This is a genomic window from Kitasatospora sp. NPDC096140 (genome assembly GCF_040303045.1).
Lineage (GTDB): Bacteria > Actinomycetota > Actinomycetes > Streptomycetales > Streptomycetaceae > Kitasatospora.
Window position 1 is genome coordinate 1 of record NZ_JBEOUW010000037.1, and the last position, 21,272, is coordinate 21,272.

Here is a 21,272-nt window from a genome sequence, read left to right on the forward strand (position 1 = left end):
GAACTCCACCACCCCACCGCCGACACCGTCCTGGACCGCATGCGCCGCTTCGACGCCAAGGGCCGCACCAGCTAGAGCACACCCCCTCACGGCCCACCGGCCGCGAGCCGCCCGAGGTCCCGAAGCCACCCGTCCCCACGAGCACCCCAGGACTGACAACCCCTCATGTTCCGCACCGCATTGCGCAATGTGCTGGCCCACAAGGGCCGACTTCTGATGACGACGCTGGCCGTCATGCTCGGCACCGCCTTCGTCGCCGGCACGCTGGTCTTCTCCGACACCCTCGGCGAGGCGCTCAGGACCCAGAACTCCAAGAGCTACACCGACATCGCCGTCACGGTCAGCGACCACGAGGCCGGCTTCCGCGGTTACGACCACGGCGCCCGGGTCACCACCGGCCCGACCCTCACCGAGGAGTCCCGTGCCAAGGTCGCCGCGCTGCCGGGCGTCGCCGACGCGCGCGGCGTGGTGAGCGGCTTCGCCGGCATCGCCGACAAGAAGGGCGCGCTGATCGGCAACGGCTTCTCCACCACCGGCACCAACTACGTGCCGGGCACCGACGGCACCGACCCGCGCTACCCGCTGGTCGAGGGCCGCGGCCCGAAGAACGCCACCGAGATCGCCCTGGACGCCAAGACCGCCGACAAGGGCGGCTACAAGGTCGGCGACACCGTCCGGGTCGCCGTCAACGGCCCGGTCATGGAGCTCAAGCTCACCGGCACCCTGCGCACCAACGACCCGCGGGTGTCGGCCGGCGGCTCGCTCGCCGCCTTCGACACCGCCACCGCCCAGCAGCTCTACCTGAGCCCGGGCCGCTTCGGCGAGCTGGACGTCAAGGCCAAGCCGGGCACCGACGACGACGCGCTGCTCGGCGCCGTCAAGCAGGCCGTCCCGCAGGGCGACAACATCGAGGCCCGGACCGGCCGCGAGCTCGCCGCCGAGCAGGACCGGATGATCAAGCAGGGCACCAAGTTCCTGAGCACCTTCCTGATGGCCTTCGCGGGCATCGCCCTGTTCGTCGGCATCTTCATCATCGCCAACACCTTCACCATGCTGGTCGCCCAGCGCACCAAGGAACTGGCCCTGCTGCGCGCCGTCGGCGCGACCCGGCGCCAGATCACCCGCTCGGTGCTGATCGAGGCGTTCCTGGTGGGCCTCACGGCGTCGGTGGCCGGCCTGCTGGCCGGCATCGGGATCGCCGTCGGCCTCAAGTCGTTCCTCAACGGCCCGATGGACGCCAACCTGCCGGACGGCCCGCTGATCATCGCCCCGAGCACGGTCGTCGCCGCGATCGCGGTCGGCGTGCTGGTGACGGTGCTGGCCGCCTGGCTGCCCGCCCGCCGTGCCTCCCGGATCGCCCCGGTGGCGGCGATGAGCTCGGCCGAGCAGCCCGCCACCCAGAAGAGCCTGGTGATCCGCAACACGATCGGCCTGCTCTTCGCCCTGGCCGGCGCGGGTGCGCTGGCGGCGGGCGTGGCCGGCAAGGAGGTCAAGACGGTCGGCCTCGGCGCGGGCGCGCTGCTGATCGGCGTGTTCGTCCTGACCCCGCTGCTGTCGCGGCCGCTGATCAACCTTTTCGCGCCGCTGCTGCGCGCCCTGTACGGCACTCCGGGCAAGCTGGCCAAGGAGAACGCCATCCGCAACCCGCGCCGCACCGCCGCCACGGCCTCGGCGCTCACCATCGGCGTCACCCTGATCACCTCGCTGACGGTGATCGGTGCCTCGGTGAACAAGGCCGTGGACGACGCGGCCGCGACCGACCTCAAGGCCGACTACGCGGTCACCATGGAGAACTTCTCCATGCTCTCCCCCGAGGTCTCCACCCAGATCGCCAAGGCTCCCGGCGTCACCGCGACGAGCGTGGTGCGCACCATTCCGGTGGAGACCGGCGCGGACGGCTCGGACAGCGACTGGGTGACGGCGGTCGACGCCACCACCATCGACCGGCTGGTCACCGTGAAGGTCAAGGACGGCTCCGCGGACGCCCTCAAGGAGGGCAAGCTGATGGTGAGCGCGGGCAGCTCCGGCCAGAGCCGCTACCGGGTCGGCGAGGCCCTCGCCGTCACCTACCCGGACGGCAGCAAGGGTTCGCTGACCGTCGGCGCCGTCATCGAGCACAACTCGGTGCTGGCCGGGATCGTCGCCCCCGACGCCGTCGTCGGCCCGCACGCCCTGCCCGGCTCCGGGCTGGACAAGGTCCTGGTCAAGGGCGCGAACGGCCCGACCGGGGAGCTGAAGCAGGCGGTGCGCGACGCCACCGGCGGCAACCCGCTGATCGCCGTCAAGGGCGAGAAGGACATCAAGGCGGAGAACCGCCAGATGCTCAACGGGATCCTGAACATGATGTACGGGCTGCTCGGCATGTCCGTGGTCATCGCGGTGCTCGGTGTCGTCAACACCATGGCGATGTCGGTGTTCGAGCGCCGCCGGGAGATCGGCATGCTGCGGGCGATCGGCCTGGACCGGCTCGGCATCCGGCGGATGGTCCGCCTGGAGTCCCTGCTGATCGCGCTGTTCGGCGGACTGGTCGGGATCGGCCTGGGCGTCCTGGTGGCGTGGGCCGGTGTCCGCACGCTGGCGGACGACGTCAAGGGCATCACCACCGTGGTGCCGCCGGTCCAGGTCGCCGGCTTCCTGCTCGCGGCCGCCGTGATCGGTCTGCTGGCCGCCCTGTGGCCCGCCTTCAAGGCGGCGAAGCTGGACATCCTGGGCGCCATCAAGAGCGAGTAGCCGGGGCGGTACGCCAGGAGCCCCCGGGGTGGTCCGTTCGGACCGCCCCGGGGGCTCCGTCGTGTCACGGCCCGGCGAACACCACGCCCTGGTTGGAGGGTTGCAGGCTGCCGGTGGTCAGGCCCTGGGCGGAGACGAGCAGTTGCAGGACCGGCTTGCCGTCGAGGCCGAGCACCTCGGCGGTCAGCTGCCTGGTCTCGTCCGGCGGGGTGAGCTGCAGGCCGGCGATCACGTGGCAGGTCGGGTCGGCCTTGTCGCAGGAGCTCCACTTGAGGCCGGAGAAGGCGGTCGTCTTCGGCTTCAGGGTGATCGCCGTGGGCGGCCCGGGGTGCGGCTCCCGCTTGACGGCCAGGGTGTCCGCGCTGTTGTCGGCCCGCAGACCGCCGTAGCCCGGGTAGCCGAACAGGGTGCAGCTGCGGCCGCCCTTGTTGGTGACCATCACCATGGCCGAACCGGCGTCCTGGAGCTGGACGGTGGCGGTGAGCTCGTCGGCCGTGCAGCGCGCGCCGGCCGACTGCGTCACCATCGGCCCGGTCGGCGTCGCCCCGGGGACGGTCGCCTTGCCGCCGCTCGTCGGCTGCGCGGACGCCACCCCGGTGACGGTCACCGTCGGCGCCGGCTGCGCGCCCGCCCCGGCGTCGTCGTTGCACGCGGTCAGCAGCACGGCTGCGGCGAGCGCCGTCAGCCCGGCGGCGGCGATCCTGGCAGGCCTGCGAACGGTCATGGTCCCCCCACGGGTGAACGGTCGGTGTTTCCGCCCCCGACCACGACGCCCGGGACCGGTGCGGTTCCGGCTGTGACGCACTCATGACGAAACCGCCCCGCCCGGCGGGTGCCGGGCGGGGCGGTCGGGGCCGGACTGCGGGGTCAGGCGGCCGGGGTGGCGGTGACGGGCCGGGCGGGCTTGCCCTTGTCGCCGCCTAGGAGGTTGAAGAAGACGGCCAGGGTCGGGGTGAGGTAGAGCACCCAGACGACCAGCTGCAGCACCGTCGGGTCGGGCTGGAAGTTGAACACGCCCTTCAGCAGGGTGCCGTACCAGCTGTCCTTCGGGATGGTGCTGGAGATGTCGAAGGCCAGGCTGTGCAGGCCGGGCAGCCAGCCGGCCTCCTGCAGGTCGTGCACGCCGTACGCGAGGACGCCGGCCGCGACGACGACCAGCATGGCGCCGGTCCAGGTGAAGAACTTGGCCAGGTTGATCTTCAGCGCGCCGCGGTAGAACAGCCAGCCGAGCACCACCGAGGTGAGCAGGCCGAGCGCGGCGCCGATCAGCGGGTTCCAGCCGTCACCGGTGGCCTGCACGGCCGACCAGATGAACAGCGCGGTCTCCAGGCCCTCGCGGCCGACGGCCAGGAAGGAGGTGACCACCAGGGCCGTGGTGCCCATCGCGAGCGCGGCGTCCAGCTTGCCGTGCAGCTCGGCCTTCAGGTGCCGGGCGGTGCGCCGCATCCAGAACACCATCCAGGTCACCAGGCCGACCGAGATGACCGACAGCGAACCGCCGAGCGCCTCCTGGGCCTCGAAGGTGAGCTGCGAGGAACCGAACTGCAGCACCGCGCCGAACGCCATCGAGAGCACCACGGCCGCGCCGACGCCGAGCCAGACCGGCGGCAGCTTGTCCTTGCGCTCGGTCTTGACCAGGTAGGCGATCAGGATGCAGACGACCAGGCTGGCTTCGAGACCTTCGCGCAGGCCGATCAGGTAGTTGCCGAACACGCGGGCTCCTGGGGGGGGTGAGGTGGTACGTACGGGGGGTGGCGGCGGGTCAGCCGAACAGGGCCTGGCCCCACCACTCCCCCGGCTTGCGCACGCCCGCCGGGCAGGCGAAGTGGGCGGAGCCGACGTGCTGGATGTACTCGTTGAGCTTGTCGCTCGACGCCAGGCGGTTCTGCAGCGGCACGAAGGCCTTGCGGGTGTCGCGCTGGTAGGCGAGGAAGAACAGGCCGGCGTCCAGGCGGCCGAGGCCGTCGGTGCCGTCGGTGAAGGAGAAGCCGCGGCGCAGGATCATCAGGCCGTTGTTGGCGTCCGGGTGGGCGAGCGCGACGTGCGAGTCCGCGGGCATCGCCTTGAGGTCGGGCGCGTCGTGCTCCTTGGCCTTGCCGTACGGGGCGCCCTCGCCCTTGGTGCGGCCGAAGACGTCCTCCTGCTCCTTGAGCGAGGTGCGGTCCCAGGTCTCGATGTGCATCCGGATGCGCCGGGCGACCAGGTACGAGCCGCCGGTCATCCACTCGGGGCCGTCGCCGGGGGCGGCCCAGACGTGGTCGGCGAGCTTCGCCGTGTCGGTGCCCGCGATGTTGTGGGTACCGTCCTTGAAGCCCATCAGGTTGCGCGGGGTCTGCGCGTCCGGGGTGGTGGAGGAGGTCTTGCCGAAGCCGAGCTGGGACCAGCGGATGCTGACGGTGCCCATGCCGATGCGGGCCAGGTTGCGGATCGCGTGCACGGCGACCTGCGGGTCGTCGGCGCAGGCCTGGATGCAGAGGTCGCCGCCGCTGCGGTTCGGGTCGAGCTTGTCGCCCTTGAAGCCCGGCAGGTCGATCAGGGCCTCGGGGCGCTTGGCCTGCAGGCCGAAGCGGTCCACGCCGTCCTTGTCGAACAGGCTCGGGCCGAAGCCGATGGTGAGGGTGAGCCGGGAGGCGGGCAGGCCGAGGGCCTCGCCGGTGTCGTCCGGCGGGGCCTCGGGCAGGCCGGTGGCGGCGCCGGTGCCGACCTCGCGGCCGCCGGTCATCGCGGCGGCCGCCTTGGTCCAGTCCTTGAGCAGCTTGACCAGCGACTCGCGGGTGGCCTTCTCGGACACGTCGAAGGCGGCGAAGTGCAGGCGGTCCTGGACGGGGGTGGCGATGCCGGACTGGTGGTCGCCGTAGAACGGCACCTCGGCGCCGGCCGGGGCCGCGGCGGCCGCCGGGGCGGCGTCGTCCTGCTTGGTGGCGGCGGCGACCGAGCCGACGGCGGCGGCACCGAGCGCGACGCCCGCGCCGGCCCAGCCGATGACGGCGCGCCGGCTGACCGCGCCCTTGGTCGCGGTGGCGTCGGTGGCGGTGGCATCGGTGGCGGCCGGCGTTCCGGTCTGCTGCTGGTTCTCGGCGTCCATCGGCGGGCGGGCCCTTCTCGGTACTGAACTGCTCGGGGGTACTGAACTGCTCGGGGTGCTGACCCTGTGCGTGGTGCTGACCCTGCGCATGGCGCTGACCTGCGCCGATCCGCGGGCCGGGCCGGTGGGCCGGCTCACGGATGCCGTGGCGGCCGGTCGGGGCCGCCACGGCGTCATGGGGTGGGTGGTGCGGGAACCGCGGGGTCGGTTACTTGACGACCACGGCGGCGGCCAGCTTCGACAGCGGCTCGCCCAGCGAGTTGACCGCGTCGGAGAAGGTCTTGCGCTCGGCCTCGGCGACCTTGTCGTAGGAGGTGAAGGTGCCGTCGGCCTGCTTGTACTTGGCGAGCAGGGCGTTGATGGCGGCGAACTCGGAGTCCAGCGTCTTGGCCAGCTCCGGGTCCTTCTCGGAGGCGACCGGCTTCAGCAGCTCGTAGGCCTTCTGCGCACCCTCGACGTTGGCCTGGAAGTCGGCCAGGTCGGTGTGGCTGTAGCGGTCCTCCTCACCGGTGATCTTGTTGGTGGCGACCTCGTCCAGCAGCTCCTTGGCGCCGTTGGCCATGCTGGTCGCGGTGATCTCGGCCGCGGGGATCTTCGCCTGCCAGTCCTTGAGGTCGTTGACCAGCTGGTCGGCGAGCTTCTTCTCGTCGTCGCCGATCCTGGCGTCCGCCCAGAGCGACTTCTCCAGCTTGTGCCAGCCGGTCCACTGCTGGCCGGCCTCGACCTTGTCCTCACGGGTGTCGGTCTTGGGGTCGACGTCGCCGAAGCTCTCGGCGACCGGCTCGGTGCGCTCCCAGCCGGTGCGCGAGGCCGCGTACAGCGACTTGGCCTTCTCCAGGTCGCCGGCCTTGATCGCGTCGGCGAAGGCCTGGACGGCCGGGACGGTCGCGTCGGCCTGCTCCTGGGCGTACTTACGGTAGGAGTCGACGGCCGCGGCCAGGCGCGGGTCGGCGGACGCGGCGCTGCCGCCCTCGCCGGTGACGGTGATCTTCTGGCGAATGCCGTCGCCGACCATGCCGGGCTTGCAGGCGACCTCGTACGAGCCGGCCTTGATCTCGGCGTTGATGCTGGCCTTGGTCCCGGGGCCGATGTTCTCGCGCTCGGTGATGATCTTGTCACCGTCGCCGTAGACGTAGACCTCGGTGGTCTTGGAACCCTTGTTGCTGATGTCCAGCACCACGTGGCCGGCCGGGAAGGTGGTCTTGGAGACCTCGCACGCACTGTCGGTGGCGTTCACCTTGACGGCGTCGGAGGAGCTCGCCTTGTCGTCCTTCTTGGACGAGCAGCCGGCCAGGGTAGCGGTCGCCACGGCGAGGGTGAGCAGCACTGCTGCGGTGGAACGGCGACGGGCGGACATGGGTGCTCCAACGGAAAAGGGCATGGGGGTGCCACGGCATTGCGGGGGTCGGCGGGGCGAGCCCCGTCGTTAGCTAAGGCATACCTTACGTATGGATGTCCCAGCGTCTACACCCACCCCCTGAACCGTTACCTTCCCGGTGTCCGGCGGGCGGCGGCCCGCGCGCTCCAGCGGCCCTCGTGGCGGCCGATCCGGATCGGGTGGCCGAAGGTCTCGCTGATCAGAGCGGTGGTCAACACCTCGTCCACCGGCCCGGTCGCGACGCACTCGCCGCCGCGCAGCAGCAGGGCGTGGGTGGTGCTCTCCGGCAGTTCCTCCAGGTGGTGGGTCACCAGGACGCTCGCCAGGTCCGGGTGCTGGTGGCGCAGCAGGTCCAGGCTGTCCAGCAGCAGCTCGCGGGCGGTGAGGTCCAGCCCGGTGGCGGGTTCGTCGAGCAGCAGCAGGCGGGGGCTGGGCATCAGGGCGCGGGCGATCAGGGCCCGGCCGCGCTCGCCCTGGGAGAGGGTGGTCCACGGCGCGCCGGCCATCGCGCTCATGCCGAGCGTCTCGATCAGCCGGTCGGCCCGCTCCAGCACCTCCGGGGCCGGCTTGCGGTGCAGCTCCGGTTCGATGGTGTTGGTGTGCCCGGTGAGCACCACCTCCCGGACGGTCAGCGGCGAGCGCAGCGGGTGGCGCGGGTTGACGTGCCCGAGGTGGGCGCGCAGCTCGCGGATATCGACCCGGCCGAGCCGGCGGCCGAGCACGTCGACCTCGCCGTGGGTGGGGTGGGAGACGGCGCCGAGCAGGGCGAGCAGGGTGGACTTGCCCGCCCCGTTGGGGCCGAGCAGCGCCCAGTGCTCGCCCGGCTGGATCTCCAGGCTGATCCCGCGCAGCAGGTACCGGCCGTCGCGCACGACGTCCACGTCCCGGGTGCGCAGCAGCGGGCCGTCGAAGGGCTGGCTCATGGGGTGGGTGTCTCCGATCGCGGCGCCGGACGGGCCCGGTGCCGTCCGTCCGCGTGCAGAGTACAACCGTCGGCCCGGGGCGGGCGTGGCCGTCCGCAGGGTGGACTCGCCACAACCCTGTTGCCCGAAGGGAGTTGGGAGGAGGATCGTGCCTCCGAGGGGACGAGGGGGAGGCGGGATGAGCGTGGACACGGAACGGGCCCGGACCCTGCACGAGCTGGTCGAGCAGCAGGCGCGCCGGGCGCCGGCGGCGGTGGCCGTGCGCTGCGGTGAGCGCGAGCTGACGTACGGCGAGCTGGACGGGCGGGCGCAGCGCCTGGCCGCCGTGCTGGCGGAGCACGGCCTGGCCCCGGGCGGCCGGGCGGCGGTGGCGCTCGGCCGGGGCACCGAGGTGTACGTGGCGGTGCTGGCGGTGCTGAAGACGGGCGCGGCGTACGTGCCGCTGGAGCCGAGCGCGCCGGACGCGCTGCTGCGGCACGTGCTGGCCGACGCGTCGCCGGACGTGGTGGTGACCGAGGAGGTGCACCGGGTGCGGCTCGCGGACGCGAGCGGGGCGGCGCCGGTCTGCGTCGACACGGCCGCGCCCGCGGTGGCGCCGTTCGAGCCGCCCGAGGTCGCGCCGCAGGACGCGGCCTGTGTCTTCTACACCTCCGGCTCCACCGGCCTGCCCGTCGGCGCGCTGGTCGAGCACCGCAACCTGCTCGCGGCGTACGAGGGTTGGCGCGAGGTGTACGGGCTGGCCGCCGAGGACCGGATCCTGCAGACGGCGAGCCTGGAGTTCGACGTCTTCACCGCCGACTGGGTCCGGGCGCTGGGCACCGGCGCCACCCTGGTGGTCACGCCGTTCAACCTCACCCTGGACCGCACCGTCGACCTCGGCGCGCTGCCCGCCCTGGTGACTGCCGAGCGGATCACCGTCCTGGAGCTGAACGTCCGCACCGCGCGCCGGCTGACGGCCCTGCTGGCGGAGACCGGCGAGGGCCTGCCCGGGGTGCGGCTGCTCACCGTGGGCGCCGAGAAGTGGTACCTGGACGAGCAGTTGGGCCTGCAGCGGCTGCTCGGCGAGCGGGCCCGGGTGCTGAACGTGTACGGCCTGGCCGAGGCCACCGTGGACAGCACCTACTTCGACGTGCGGGGCACGGCCGCCGCCGACGGCGCCGAGCGGGTCTCGCTGGTGGGCCGCCCCTTCCCCGGCACCCGGGTGTACGTGCTCGGCCCGGACGGCACCCCCGCCGAGCCCGGGACGGCCGGGGAGATAGCGATCGGCGGCAGCGGTCTGACCCGCGGCTACCTCGACCGGCCCGAGGAGACCGGGCGCCGCTTCGTCCGGGCGGACTTCGACCCGGACGGGCGGTTGCTGCTGACCGGGGACGTCGGGCGGCTGCGGCCGGACGGCGTGCTGGAGTTCGTCGGCCGGGCCGCCAACGCGCTCGGGCCGGTCCCGCAGGCCCGGAAGAGCTCGGTGGTCTCCCGGGTGGTGGCGGCGGCCCGGGCCGAGGGAGTGCTGCGCTCGCACCCCGCGGTGCGGGAGGCCGCCGTGGTGGAGGTGGACCTGCGGCCGGGGCAGCGCCGGCTGGTCGGCTACGCGGTGGCGGAGCCGGGGGGCGAGGGCGCGGACGGCTGGTCGCTCTCGCAGCACCTGGCGGCGGAGCTGCCGGCCGGGGAGGCGCCCGCGGCGGTCGTCCCGGTGTCCGAGCTGCCGCGCACCCGGGCGGGCAAGCTGGACCGCGCGGCCCTGCCACTGCCCGCCCCGCCGGAGCACACCGCCCCGCGCCCGGCGGCGCGTTCGGGGAAGGCCGGCTCCCGGAAGGGCGGCGGCAAGGCCGGGGGCGGCTCCGGCGGTGACTCGGCCTTCACGAACGGCTGCGCGGCGGTCCTCTGCGTGCTGGTGTTCGCGGGGGGCGCGTGGGTGACGACCGACATCCTCTTCCCCGGCTCGACCGACCTCACCGGAGTCCCCGCCCCCTACAGCGACTTCTTCCGGCTGCTCTACCTCTGCGAGAACCTGGCCTTCGGCGCCGGGTTCGTCTACTTCTGCATCGGCCTGGACGCCGTCCGGCGGCTGGGCAGGCCGGAGCGGCTGTCGGTGCTGGCCCATCTGGCGATCACCTGGCTGCTCGTCAACTGGTGGCCGCAGGACAACCTGTACCGGATCACCAGGGCCACCGACTGGCCGCGGGAGACGGCGCTGGTGTTCGCGTTCAACATCCCGCTGATGCTCGCGGCGCTGGTGCTGGTGCGGTTCGTGGTCTGGCGTCCGCCGGTCGGGAAGGGGTGACGGCGGGCCGCGGGTGACGGAACGGGGGTGCCGGCCGGACGCGGGTGACGAGTGGGAGAGGTGGTGTCGGCGGGCCGCGGGTGACGGTGGTTCACCTGAGCGCCTCGAACATCCCGGCCAGCCCGTGGTTGGCGGCGGCGACCAGTGCCTCGGCCGCGTCCAGCGCCTCGACGTCCGGCCCGGCGAGGGCGAGGCCGACGGCGGGCTCCGGCTCGTGGCAGGCCGTCGGGATCAGCGGCAGCAGGGTGACACCGAGCCGGGCGCAACGCGGCCGCAGCCGCTGCAGGTGGTCGTGCAGCGCCGCCGGGGCGAGCCGGGCGCCGAGCGGCATGCCGTCCAGGGTGCGCACCAGGTGGCCCGGTCCGCGGACCGCGTCGAGCCGGGCGGCCAGCACGAAGGCGACGGCCGGGCCGGTGAGCCGCAGGTTGATCTCGGTGGGGGCGAGCCGGCGCTCGCGGTCGGTGACGAAGTCGACGTCGTACCAGCCGCGGTAGCCGTCGGCGGCCAGCCGCTCGCCCACGGCCAGGGTGAAGCGGCGGGCGGTCGCGGCGGCGCCCTGCGGCACCGCGCCGGGGCCGACAGTGACGCCCTGGTAGCGGGTGCCGGCCACGTCCATGGCGCCCGCGCCGACGGGGTGGACGGTGCCGTCCGGGCCGACGACGGCGTCGTACGTGAGGTCGCGCAGCCGGGCGGCCGGGCCCGGGGAGACGTGCTCCTCCAGCAGCAGCGCGCCGTCGGCCGGCAGGACCTCGGTGCGGACCAGGCGGCGCAGCAGGGCCCGGCCGCCGCCCGCGGCGAACAGCTCGGCGGGCTCGACCACGACGGTGCCGTAGCCGCCCACGCCGTGCGGGCTCTTCAGGACGGTGGTCAGCCCCCGGGCGGCGCGGGCGGTGAGCCGGCGGGCGGCCCGGCGCCGGCCGTCGGGGCGCTCCTGGCGCGGCAGGCGGATGTCCGGGTGCCCGGGGGCGAGCGCGGAGAACAGGTCGTGCGCGGCGGCCTTGGACTCGTAGCGGCGGACGGCCGCCAGCTCGGGCCCCTCCCCCTGGGCGGGCGTCCGCCCCCACCGCACCACCGGGTGGCCGGAGTCGGCGATCCGCGCGGTCAGCGCGGGGCGGGCGGCGAGTGCTTCGGCCACCGTGTCGTCCGGTGCCACGCCGCTGTACACCTCGACCGGCCCCCAGGCCAACTCCCGGGCCAGCCAGTCGGTCCACTCCGGGGCGACCTCGGCGGGCAGCACCAGCACGGCCGGCTCGGGGCTGTAGCCGACGGCCAGGCAGGCGTAGTGGTGCGCCTGCCGCAGCCGGCGCAGGCGCTGCGCCGCGTCCATGCCGGGGGCGAAGAACTGCGCGTTGAAGTCCGCGACGTCGCCCAGGTGCACCGCGGCCCGACCGCCGGTCCAGGCCCCCACCCATCCGTCCATGGACCGAGAGCGTAGGGCCTGCCCCGGGCCGGGCGCGCGGGTTTCACAGCGCCGGGTGTAGTCGATCGTCACGACGGCCCCGTAGAGCGCTTGTTAACTTCTGATCATTTTTGACTGTCCAAGGACACAACTTGGCAAAGTTATGACCTTCCCTCTAGCTGCATCTGACTGATCGCCGTCAATCTCTGACCAGCTCCTATCCCTGCAGCTAACCCCCACTGGAGTTCCGAGTGACCCCCACGTCCTCATTCCGCCGTGCCCGCGTGGCCGGAGCCGTCGCGGTCGTCGCCGCCCTCGCCGGCGCGACCGTCCCCGCCGCCACGGCCTCCGCCGCGCCCAACCCGCGCGAGGCCGCGATATCCCAGGCCCGCGCCAACGTCGCCCACAACGCGGCGGTGTTCGGCTTCGGCGCCGGCCAGGACCTCGTGCTCAAGGACGTCGTGCTCGACGCCGACGGCACCTCGCACGTGCGCTTCGACCGCACCTTCCAGGGCGTGCCGGTGGTCGGCGGCGACCTGGTCGTCCACCAGGACGCCAAGGGCAAGTTGAAGGACACCACCCGCGCGGCCGCCCACGACGCCGCCGTGAAGTCGACCACCCCCAAGGTGCCCGCGCAGTCCGGCGCAGCGAACGCGCTCTCCGCCGCCCCGGGCGTCCGGGACGCCGTCAGCACCCCCGAGCTCGTCGTCTGGGCCGCCGACGGCACGCCCCGCCTCGCCTGGCGCACCACCGTCGAGGGCAGCGGCGAGCACGGCGAGCCGGCCGGCAAGGTCGTCGTCACCGACGCCACCACCGGTGAGCAGATCGAGTCCTACGACGCCGAGCACCAGGCCTCCGGCACCGGCAACTCCGAGTACACCGGCACGATCACCATCGACACCACCCCGGTCAGCGGGGGCTACACCCTGACCGACCCGGTCCGCGGCCACGTCACCAAGGACGCGCACAACCTCTCGTCCGGCTCGGTCAAGGCCTCCTCCGGCACCGCCTTCACCAGCGCCTCCAACGTCTGGGGCGACGGGAAGAAGTTCTCCACCGACCGCTCCACCGCGGCCGTCGACGCCCACGCCAACACCGCCTGGACGTACGACTACTACAAGAACACCTTCGGCCGGAACGGCATCAAGAACGACGGCAAGGGCGCCACCGTCTTCGTCCACGTCGGCACCAACTGGGACAACGCCCAGTGGTCCGACGCCTGCTTCTGCATGATGACCGGCGACGGCGACGGCTCCCACGACCCGGAGCAGGTCGACCTCGACACCATGGGCCACGAGATGACCCACGGCGTCACCAGCGCCACCGCCAACCTGCGCTACAGCGGCGAGTCCGGCGGCCTCAACGAGTCCACCAGCGACATCTTCGGCACGATGGTGGAGTGGTACGCCAACAACAAGGTCGACACCCCCGACTACCTGTTCAGCGACCAGTCCACCCCGCCGTGGCTGCGCCGCTTCGACAAGCCCTCGCTGGACGGCTCCTCGGCCGACTGCTGGAGCAGCTCGGTCGGCAAGCTGAACGTGCACTACTCCTCGGGCGTCGGCAACCACTTCTTCTACCTGGCCAGCGAGGGCAGCGGCAGCAAGACCATCAACGGCTTCGCCTACAACAGCCCCACCTGCAACGGCTCCGCGGTGACCGGCATCGGCAACCAGAAGGTCGCCAAGATCTGGTACCGCGCGCTGACCGTCTACATGACCTCCACCACCAACTACAAGGGTGCCCGCGCCGCCTCGCTGAACGCGGCCAAGGACCTCTACGGCGCCGGCAGCACCGAGTACAACGCGGTGGCGGCGGCCTGGAGCGGCGTCAACGTCAACTGACGTCCGAGGTCCGTACGGGGTCTGTACGAGGTCTGTACGAGGTCTGTACGAGGTCTAGTGGTCGAACCCGATGTGGCAGTGGTCGTGGTGGGTGTCGTCGGTGAAGAACCGGTTCCCGGCCCCCGCGATCGCCACCGGGCCGCCCACGTTGTACGAACCGGCGGCGGCCGCGTCCCGCATGAAGGACTCGATCAGCTGCCGGGGCGTCGCCGGATCCACCACGGCCATGCCGTCGATCCGCCAGACGTCGAAGGCCCGGCCCGGCGGATGGTCGCTGGGCCGGGTCGTCCCGAAGACGTCCAGCGGGTGGCCGGTCCGCACCACGCTCACCGACAGCGTGTACGGGCCGGCCAGCCGCAGCATCGCCTCCGGCACGCTGGCGTGGACGGTGCCGCTGCGCAGATCGGCGGCCGCCTCGGGCGGCAGCTCGATCCGCGGCTCGGCCAGCACCCGGGCGACCGCCGGGGGCGGTGCGGCGGCGGCCGGGCCCGCGACGCCCGGGTGCAGGTCGGTGACGGTCCAGCGCGGCGCGGCCCGGCTCAGCCGGACGTCCACGGTGGTGCCGCCCTCGGCCACCGAGCCGTCCGCCCCCCGGGTCCACTGCCGGCACACCACCAGCACGCTCGCCGAGTCGGCCAGGATCCCGCCGTACTGGGCGACGATCACCTCCAGGCTCGCCTCGACCGCCGGTGGCGCCAGCGGGCCCGCCTGGTCGGCCAGCGCGGGCGGCAGCCCGAGCGCCGCCACCCGGGCCCGGGCCGCCTCCACGCCCTGCCCGCCGGGCGGCCAGGCGCCCAGCGCGGCGACCAGTTCGACGGCGCGGCGCTTGACGTCGGGCTGGATCTCGGACGGGCCGGGCTGCCACAGCGGCGGCTGCGGCAGCGGGGTGGCGACGGCGGTCGGCGCCGGTGTGGCCGTGGGCGTCCCCGCACCGGGCGGTGTTCCGGTCGCTGTCCCGGGCGTCGGCGTGCCCGGCCCCGGCCCCGTCGCCGACGGCTTGCTCCCGCTCGTACAGCCCGCCACCGCGCCCAGGACCAGTGCCGCCGCGCCCGCCCGCAGCACCCCGCGCCGGCCGGTGGCCGGAACACCGCCGCCCACCGTCGTGCCGTCACCCGTCGTGCCGTAGCCCGTGCGGTCCGCCGTGCCGTCACCCATGCGGTCAGTATGCGGCCCGGGGCGTTGCGGGCGGCGGAGGCTGCGGAGGCGTCAGAGGTGTCAGAGGCGTCAGAGGCGTCAGCCCAGCCGGCGGATCGGTTCGCCCGCCAGGAAGGCCGCGATGTCCTCCACCGCCTCGCGGTAGTAGCGCCGGTAGTTGTCCTGCGAGACGTACCCCAGGTGCGGGGTGGCCAGCAGCCGGGGCGCGCTGCGCATCGGGTGGTCGGCGGGCAGCGGCTCGGTGTCGAAGACGTCCACCGCGGCGCCCGCGATCGTGCCCCCGGTGAGTGCGGCGAGCAGCGCGTCCTGGTCGACGACGGCCGCCCGGGAGGTGTTGACCAGGTAGGCCCCGGGCTTCATCAGAGCGAGTTCGGCCGCGCCGACGAGCCCCCGGGTGCCCTCGTTCGACGCGAGGTGGACCGTGACGAAGTCGCTGCCGCTCAGCAGTTCCTCCTTGGTCGCCGCCCGGCGCACGCCCGCATCGGCGGCCCGCTCGTCGGTCAGGTTCCGGCTCCAGGCGACGACGTCCATGCCGAAGGCGAGCCCGACCCGGGCGACCGCGCTGCCGATCCGACCGAGGCCGAGCACGCCGAGCACCCGCCCGTGCAGGTCGGCGCCGACGGTGCTCTGCCAGGGGCCGCACTCGCGCAGCGCGGTGTTCTCCGCCACGATGCCGCGGGCGAGTCCGAGCAGCAGCGCCCAGGTCAGCTCGACCGGCGGGGTGCCGGAGCTGGCCGTGCCGCAGACCGTCACGCCGTGCGCCTCGGCGGCCGCGAGGTCGATCACCGAGTTCCGCATGCCGGTGGCGACCAGCAGCCTGAGCTTCGGCAGCCGGGCGAACAGCGAGGCCGGGAAGGGCACCCGCTCGCGCAGGGTGACCACGATGTCGAAGTCCGCCAGTGCGTCGGCCAGTTCCTTCTCCGTGCGGAAGTGCATCTTGAAGGCCGTCACCGCCACCCGGTCGGTGACCGGGGACCAGTCGGCGAAGCTGGTGGCGACGCCCTGGAAGTCGTCCAGGACGGCGCAGCGAAGGGTCGCAATCGTCATACCCGCACTCTGGCAGAGCGCCCCGCCCACCCGGCGCGCCGGGTCCGGCTGCGGCCCGCCGGTCTGTCAGATTGGCCCGCGGAGGGGGATTCACCGGCACCGGAACCGAGGAGACCCGCGATGGCCAGACTCACCCTCACCACCTTCGTCACCCTCGACGGCGTGATGCAGGCCCCCGGCAGCCCCGAGGAGGACCGCGCCGGGGGGTTCCCGCACGGCGGGTGGCTGGCGCCCTTCCTGGACGCCGACACGGACCGGTTCGTCGACGAGGTGTTCGAACGCCCGCAGGCCTTCCTGCTCGGGCGGCGGACGTACGAGATCTACGCCTCCTACTGGCCCGGGGTGACCGATCCGGCCGACGGGGTGGCCGCCAAGCTGAACGGCCTGCCCAAGTACGTCGCCACCCACACCCTCACCGATCCCCGCTGGGCGAACACCACGCTGCTCGGCGGGGACGTCCCGGCCGAGGTCGCCCGGCTCAAGGAGCGCCTCGACGGTGACGGCGAACTGCAGATCCACGGCAGCGGTGCCCTGGCGCGCACGCTGATGGGCCACGGCCTGATCGACGAGTACCACCTGGTGGTCGCCCCGGTGGCGCTCGGCGCGGGCATCCGGCTGTTCCCGGAGGGCGGGCCGCCGACCGCCTTCGCGCTCACCGCCTCCCGGATCACCGCGTCGGGCGCGGCGCTGCTCAGCTACCGCCCGGCCGAGCCGGCCGCGTTCGGGGGCTTCAGCCGGTCGTAGGCGGCCTCAGGGGCCGACGGCCTCAGGAGCCGGTGGCCTCACGGACGGAACCGGTGCCCGCTCCCCGCGCCGTCTCCCGCGCCTGCTCCGGCGCCCGCTCTCGCGGTGCCCTCCGCCACGCCGGGTGGCCTAGCCGGCGGCGGCGCCGGACCTCCAACCGGCCAGCTCCGCCGGGCGGTTGGTGATGATGCCGTCCACCCCGGCGGCCGTGAGGGCCTTCCAGCGGTCGGGCCGGTCGACCGTCCAGACGTTGACGGCGACCCCGGCGGCGTGCAGTTCCCGGACCACGCCGGGGCGCGCGGAGAGCGCGTCGTCCGAGGGGTTGTAGGCGGCCAGCCGGAGGTCGCGGGCGGTGGCGACCGGGTCGGCGTCCAGGGTGGAGCGGAGCAGGGCGAGCGGCAGCTCGGGGGCCAGTTCGCGGGTGAGGCGCAGCGCGTCCACCTCGAAGCTCTGGACGAGGACCCGGTCGGTCATGCCGTGGTCGCGCACCTCCCGCACGATCCGGGCGACCTCCTCCCGGGTGTGCGGCCCCTTGATCTCCAGCAGCAGCCTGCCGCCGCGGGTGCGCAGGTCCTCCAGTTGGGCGGCCAGCGTCGGCAGCCGGGTGCCGGCGTACGACGGGGCGAACCAGGAGCCGGCGTCCAGGGCGTCCAGCTGTGCGGCGGTCAGGTCGCGGATGCGGCCGGTGCCGTCGGTGGTGCGGTCCACGGTGTCGTCGTGCAGCACGTACGGGACGCCGTCCCGGCTGGGCTGGACGTCGTCCTCGATCCACTCGGCGCCGGCCCGGCGGGCCACCTCGTCGGAGACCAGGGTGTTCTCGGGGGCTGCGGAGGAGGCGCCGCGGTGCGCGTACACGGTCGGCGGCGCGCCGCCCGGGCGCAGCGGGGTGTCGGCCACCGGGGCGGACGGCGGCAGGGGTGCCCCGGTGAGCGCCACGGCGCCGAGGGCGGCCCCGAGCAGCGCGACCACGGGGCCGGTCCGGCGACGGCGGGGGTGCTGGTGCTGCCGCATGGGTGTCATGCCCCGCACGCTACGGGCGTCGGGGCGGATCCGGCCGCCGACATCCGGGAAGTGGGATGACATTACGGTAGGCGGAGGAACCGATCATCAGCCCTGCGCCAGCGGCGCCAGCAAGGCCTCCGCCGACGCGGTCCGCGCGTACAGCACCGACCGCCCGGCCCGGTGGGCGCTCACCAGCCGGGCGTCCCGCAGGGCCGTCAGGTACTGCGACACCGCCGACGGCGAGAGCCCGGTGCGCCGCGCGAGCTCGGTCGTGGACGCCGGGGCCGCCAGCTCCGTCAGCAGCCGGGTGCGGGAGCGGCCGAGGACGGCGGCCAGCGCCCCGGTGCCGGCCGCCGCGGCGGGCGCCCACAGCGTGCCGGTGCCGCGCGCCGGGTAGGCGAGCTGCAGCGGGTCCGGCGGGGCGAGGCGGGTGTAGAGGGACGGGCCGGTGAAGGCGGACGGGATCAGCAGCAGGCCCGCCCCGGCCGTCCGGCCCGGCAGCGGGCGGGTGCGGTGGCGCAGCCGCAGGGTGTCCTCCGTCCACCGGAGTTCGGCGTGCAGGTCGTTCAGCACCCGCGCCGCGCCGTGCTCGGCGGCCTGCCGGGCGCGGTGCAGCACGTCCGCGTCCAGGACGGCGCGGATCCGCACCCAGTACGGGGCGAGCGCCAGCTCCCAGTACGCCTCGACCGCCTCGGTGAGCCGGCCCAGCCCGCCCGCCGGGTCGCCGTGCAGCGCGCGCAGCCGGGGCCCGAGCCGGCCGCCCCGGTCGTCCCGCAGCCGGTCGAGGTCGCGGCGGACCTGCTCGGCCGGGGTGGCCCGGATCGCCGCCAGCTCCTGCGCCAGCGTCGGGGCGGGGCCGGCGGGCACCGGGTTGATGAAGTCCGGCACGTACCCGGCGGGCGGGACCAGCTCGGCGAGCAGCGCGTACGCCGGGCCGAGCGCCGCCAGCCGGGGCCGCACCTGCTCCACCCACGGGCGGTGGACGGCGTGGGCGAGCCCCGAGCCGAGCAGCCGCAGGCTCGGGCCGACCTCCCACATCGGCGAGACCGCGAAGCGCATCCGCGCCAGGTCGCCCGCCGTGAACAGCAGCTCGGCCGCCAAGCCCCCACCCCCGTGGATTCAGGCATGTTCGAATCGTTGGCGGTCAGGATAGCGCCGTGGCGATCATGACGGACATGACTACGGAGACCCTCCCGACCACCCCCACCGCCCCCGTGACCACCGCCGCCTCCGGCACCTGGACCCTCGGCGACCTCGTCGTCCACCGCATCGGCTTCGGCGCGATGCGCCTGCCGCAGACCGGCCCCGCACTCGTCCCGCACGCCGTGCCGCGCGACCGCGACCAGGCCCTGCGGGTGCTGCGCCGCGCGGTCGAGCTCGGGGTCGACCACATCGACACCGCCGACTTCTACTTCTCCCCGCTGCGCTCCGCGAACGAGCTGATCAACCGGGCGCTCGCCCCGTACCGGGACGGCCTGGTGATCGCCACCAAGGTCGGCTCGGGCCGCAACCCCGACGGCTCGTGGGCGGAGCACGCCCGCACCCCCGAGCGGCTGCGCGCCCAGGTCGAGCAGAACCTGCGCCAGCTCGGCCGCGACCACCTCGACGTGGTCAACCTGCGGATCGTCGGCACCGACTCGGTGGCCGAACGCTTCGGCGCGCTGGCCGAGTTGCGGCAGGCCGGGCTGATCCGCCACCTCGGCCTGTCCAACGTCCACCCGCACCAGCTCGCCGAGGCGCAGACCATCGCGCCCGTGGTGTGCGTGCAGAACCCGTACGGCATCGGCGGGTGGTCCCGGCAGGACGAGATGCTGCGGCTCTGCGGCGAGCAGGGCGTCGCCTTCGTCCCCTTCTACGCGATCGCCGGCGCCGGACGGCAGCACGGCGCCGGCGAGACCGAGCCGGCCCAGGTGCGGGCGGTGGCCGAGGCGCGCGGGGTGAGCACCGCGCAGGTCCGCCTGGCCTGGACCCTGCACCGCGGCCCGCACGTCCTGGCCATCCCGGGCACGGGCGACGTGGCGCACCTGGAGGACAACATCGCGGCGGGCGCGCTGCGGTTGTCGGACGAGGAGCTGGCCCTGCTGGACGGGGCCCACACCGCGGAGGCCGCCACCGGCTGAGCACCGAGCCGCTGAGCACGGACCCGCGTGCGCCGCGGGCCCGCGGCGCACGCCCGGCGGGGCCCTCCGGCTCGGGGCGGAATCCTCGGGGCGGAACCGGTGGGGCGCGTCGCGCGTCGCTTCGGGACGACACGATCCGCCGACCGTCGAGGAGTTCCGAAGCATGACCGACCTCGCCACCCGCTACCTCTACCTGGCCCGTCACGGCGAAGCCTCGCACGCGGACGACAGCGGCCTCACCGACGCCGGGCGCCGGCAGGCCGAGCTGCTGGGCCGCCGGCTCGCGGGCCGGCCGATCACGGCGCTGCACCACGGGCCACTGCCCCGGGCCACCCAGACCGCGCGGCTGGTCGCCGAGCGGCTGCAACGGGACGGCGTGGCGCCGGTGGTGTGCGAGGAGGCCGGGGACTTCGTCCCCCACCTGCCGGAGCGGTCCGAACTGCCCGAGGACAGCGCGGAGTTCCTCCTGGACTTCCTCGCGGGCACCACGGCGGAGGAGGCCAGGAGCGGGGCGGTGCTGGCGCAGCGGGCGGTCGAGCGGTTCACCGGGCCGGTGGCAGGCGGCGAGGACCGGCACGAGCTGGTCGTCACCCACGCCTTCCTGGTCGGCTGGCTGGTTCGGCACGCCCTGGACGCCCCGGACTGGCGCTGGCTCGGCGTCAACGCCGCCAACGCGGGCTTGACCGTGCTGCGTTACGCGCCCGGCCGGCCGCCCGCCGTCCTGCTGCTGAACGACCAGAGCCACCTGCCCGAGGAGCTGCGCTGGACCGGGTACCCGCCGGCGGTTCGCTGCTGACGTGGCCGGGAAGCGCCACTGACGTTCCGTCAACCCGGCGTCGACAGAATATGCAGACCGGTCTACTATCGCCGCATGGGAGTCAAGGGCGAGGAGACCCGGGCCCGGCTGATCGCCGGCACCAGGGAACTGATCGAAGCGCAGGGCTACTTCGGGACGGGCCTGAACCGGATCGTGGCCGCCACCGGCGCGCCGCGCGGCTCGCTCTACTTCCACTTCCCCGGCGGCAAGGACCAGTTGGTGGCGGCCGCGCTCACCGAGGCCGGCCAGGAGGTCGAGGCTCTGCTCGCCGCGCTCGCCGCCGAGGGCGCCGACACCGCCGCCCTCGCGGAACGGCTGGTCGAGGCCTTCGCCGGACGCCTGGCGGAGTCCGACTACACCAGCGGCTGCCCGATCGCGACCGTCGCCCTGGAGACGGCGGGCACCAACGAGCCGCTGCGGACCGTCTGCGCCGAGGTGTACGGGAGCTGGCAGCAGGTGCTCGCCGGCCGGCTGGAGGCCGAGGGCTTCGGCGCGGCCGAGGCCGAGACCGCCGCGGGCCAGGTGCTCGCCCTGCTGGAGGGCGCCGTCCTGCTCGCCTCCGTCCGGCGCAGCCGCGAACCACTGGACCACGCCCGGTACGCCGTCCGACAGCTGCTCGGCAGGCCCGCCGGGAACAGCGGGCGCGGCGGGGCCGGCCACCGCGACGCGTAAGCCGGAGGTGGGGCGGCGGGGGGGCGGGGCCCCCCCCCCCCCCCCCCAAAAAAAGAGAACGCGAGCCGGAGTGAGTGA

Annotated in this window: 17 protein-coding genes; 7 read left to right on the top strand and 10 right to left on the bottom strand. The window is 74.1% G+C overall.

Annotation, left to right across the window (positions count from 1 at the left end; all coding sequences use genetic code 11):
- Positions 1–165: 165 nt before the first annotated feature.
- On the top strand, positions 166–2,730 hold the full coding sequence (locus ABT048_RS30725; RefSeq protein WP_350524815.1) for an ABC transporter permease: 2,565 nt from the start codon (positions 166–168) through the stop codon (positions 2,728–2,730).
- A 64-nt stretch (positions 2,731–2,794) separates the two neighbouring features.
- Here ABT048_RS30725 and ABT048_RS30730 read toward each other — a convergent pair whose 3' ends face one another.
- The 5 genes from ABT048_RS30730 to ABT048_RS30750 all read right to left on the bottom strand — a co-directional run bounded on the left by ABT048_RS30730 (position 2,795) and on the right by ABT048_RS30750 (position 8,116).
- Positions 2,795–3,454 carry a DUF4232 domain-containing protein gene (locus ABT048_RS30730; protein ID WP_350524816.1) on the bottom strand — a complete coding sequence of 220 codons (660 nt, stop codon included), beginning with the start codon at positions 3,452–3,454 and terminating at the stop codon, positions 2,795–2,797.
- 143 nt (positions 3,455–3,597) lie between these two features.
- The gene (gene efeU / locus ABT048_RS30735; RefSeq protein WP_350524817.1) at positions 3,598–4,443 is read right to left on the bottom strand and encodes an iron uptake transporter permease EfeU; all 846 of its coding nucleotides are present in this window, start codon (positions 4,441–4,443) and stop codon (positions 3,598–3,600) included.
- A 49-nt stretch (positions 4,444–4,492) separates the two neighbouring features.
- Positions 4,493–5,815 carry an iron uptake transporter deferrochelatase/peroxidase subunit gene (efeB, locus tag ABT048_RS30740; protein ID WP_350524818.1) on the bottom strand — a complete coding sequence of 441 codons (1,323 nt, stop codon included), beginning with the start codon at positions 5,813–5,815 and terminating at the stop codon, positions 4,493–4,495.
- A gap of 208 nt (positions 5,816–6,023) precedes the next feature.
- Entirely contained in the window at positions 6,024–7,172 is a 1,149-nt protein-coding gene (efeO, locus tag ABT048_RS30745) for an iron uptake system protein EfeO (RefSeq protein WP_350524819.1), read from the bottom strand.
- 128 nt (positions 7,173–7,300) lie between these two features.
- Positions 7,301–8,116: an ABC transporter ATP-binding protein gene (locus tag ABT048_RS30750; protein WP_350524820.1), complete on the bottom strand. Its 816-nt coding sequence runs from the start codon at positions 8,114–8,116 to the stop codon at positions 7,301–7,303.
- 178 nt (positions 8,117–8,294) lie between these two features.
- On the opposite strand from ABT048_RS30750, the gene ABT048_RS30755 reads away from it, so the two are divergent.
- The gene (locus tag ABT048_RS30755; RefSeq protein ID WP_350524821.1) at positions 8,295–10,394 is read left to right on the top strand and encodes an amino acid adenylation domain-containing protein; all 2,100 of its coding nucleotides are present in this window, start codon (positions 8,295–8,297) and stop codon (positions 10,392–10,394) included.
- Between the two features lie 91 nt (positions 10,395–10,485).
- Here ABT048_RS30755 and ABT048_RS30760 read toward each other — a convergent pair whose 3' ends face one another.
- A complete protein-coding gene (locus tag ABT048_RS30760) occupies positions 10,486–11,814 on the bottom strand; it encodes a hypothetical protein (RefSeq protein ID WP_350524822.1) in 1,329 nt (442 codons plus the stop codon).
- A gap of 263 nt (positions 11,815–12,077) precedes the next feature.
- On the opposite strand from ABT048_RS30760, the gene ABT048_RS30765 reads away from it, so the two are divergent.
- Complete coding sequence (locus ABT048_RS30765; RefSeq protein WP_350524823.1) at positions 12,078–13,637, top strand: M4 family metallopeptidase; 1,560 nt, start codon at positions 12,078–12,080, stop codon at positions 13,635–13,637.
- 54 nt (positions 13,638–13,691) lie between these two features.
- Here ABT048_RS30765 and ABT048_RS30770 read toward each other — a convergent pair whose 3' ends face one another.
- Together ABT048_RS30770 and ABT048_RS30775 are read right to left on the bottom strand one after the other, a co-directional pair.
- On the bottom strand, positions 13,692–14,792 hold the full coding sequence (locus ABT048_RS30770) for a hypothetical protein (RefSeq protein ID WP_350524824.1): 1,101 nt from the start codon (positions 14,790–14,792) through the stop codon (positions 13,692–13,694).
- A gap of 78 nt (positions 14,793–14,870) precedes the next feature.
- Positions 14,871–15,839, bottom strand: a complete 969-nt coding sequence (locus ABT048_RS30775) for a D-2-hydroxyacid dehydrogenase family protein (protein WP_350524825.1) — start codon at positions 15,837–15,839, stop codon at positions 14,871–14,873.
- A gap of 120 nt (positions 15,840–15,959) precedes the next feature.
- Between ABT048_RS30775 and ABT048_RS30780 the strand changes: the two genes are divergently transcribed.
- The gene (locus ABT048_RS30780; RefSeq protein ID WP_350524826.1) at positions 15,960–16,583 is read left to right on the top strand and encodes a dihydrofolate reductase family protein; all 624 of its coding nucleotides are present in this window, start codon (positions 15,960–15,962) and stop codon (positions 16,581–16,583) included.
- A gap of 129 nt (positions 16,584–16,712) precedes the next feature.
- Here ABT048_RS30780 and ABT048_RS30785 read toward each other — a convergent pair whose 3' ends face one another.
- Positions 16,713–17,603, bottom strand: coding sequence for a glycerophosphodiester phosphodiesterase (locus ABT048_RS30785; protein WP_350524827.1), 891 nt, complete (start codon positions 17,601–17,603; stop codon positions 16,713–16,715).
- Between the two features lie 87 nt (positions 17,604–17,690).
- Positions 17,691–18,686, bottom strand: a complete 996-nt coding sequence (locus ABT048_RS30790) for an ArsR/SmtB family transcription factor (protein WP_350524828.1) — start codon at positions 18,684–18,686, stop codon at positions 17,691–17,693.
- 65 nt (positions 18,687–18,751) lie between these two features.
- Here ABT048_RS30790 and ABT048_RS30795 point away from each other — a divergent pair, with 65 nt between their 5' ends.
- The 3 genes from ABT048_RS30795 to ABT048_RS30805 all read left to right on the top strand — a co-directional run bounded on the left by ABT048_RS30795 (position 18,752) and on the right by ABT048_RS30805 (position 21,194).
- Entirely contained in the window at positions 18,752–19,705 is a 954-nt protein-coding gene (locus ABT048_RS30795; RefSeq protein ID WP_350524894.1) for an oxidoreductase, read from the top strand.
- Positions 19,706–19,868: 163 nt separating this feature from the next.
- The gene (locus tag ABT048_RS30800; RefSeq protein ID WP_350524829.1) at positions 19,869–20,501 is read left to right on the top strand and encodes a histidine phosphatase family protein; all 633 of its coding nucleotides are present in this window, start codon (positions 19,869–19,871) and stop codon (positions 20,499–20,501) included.
- A gap of 75 nt (positions 20,502–20,576) precedes the next feature.
- The gene (locus ABT048_RS30805; protein WP_350524830.1) at positions 20,577–21,194 is read left to right on the top strand and encodes a TetR/AcrR family transcriptional regulator; all 618 of its coding nucleotides are present in this window, start codon (positions 20,577–20,579) and stop codon (positions 21,192–21,194) included.
- The last annotated feature ends 78 nt before the right edge of the window (positions 21,195–21,272 follow it).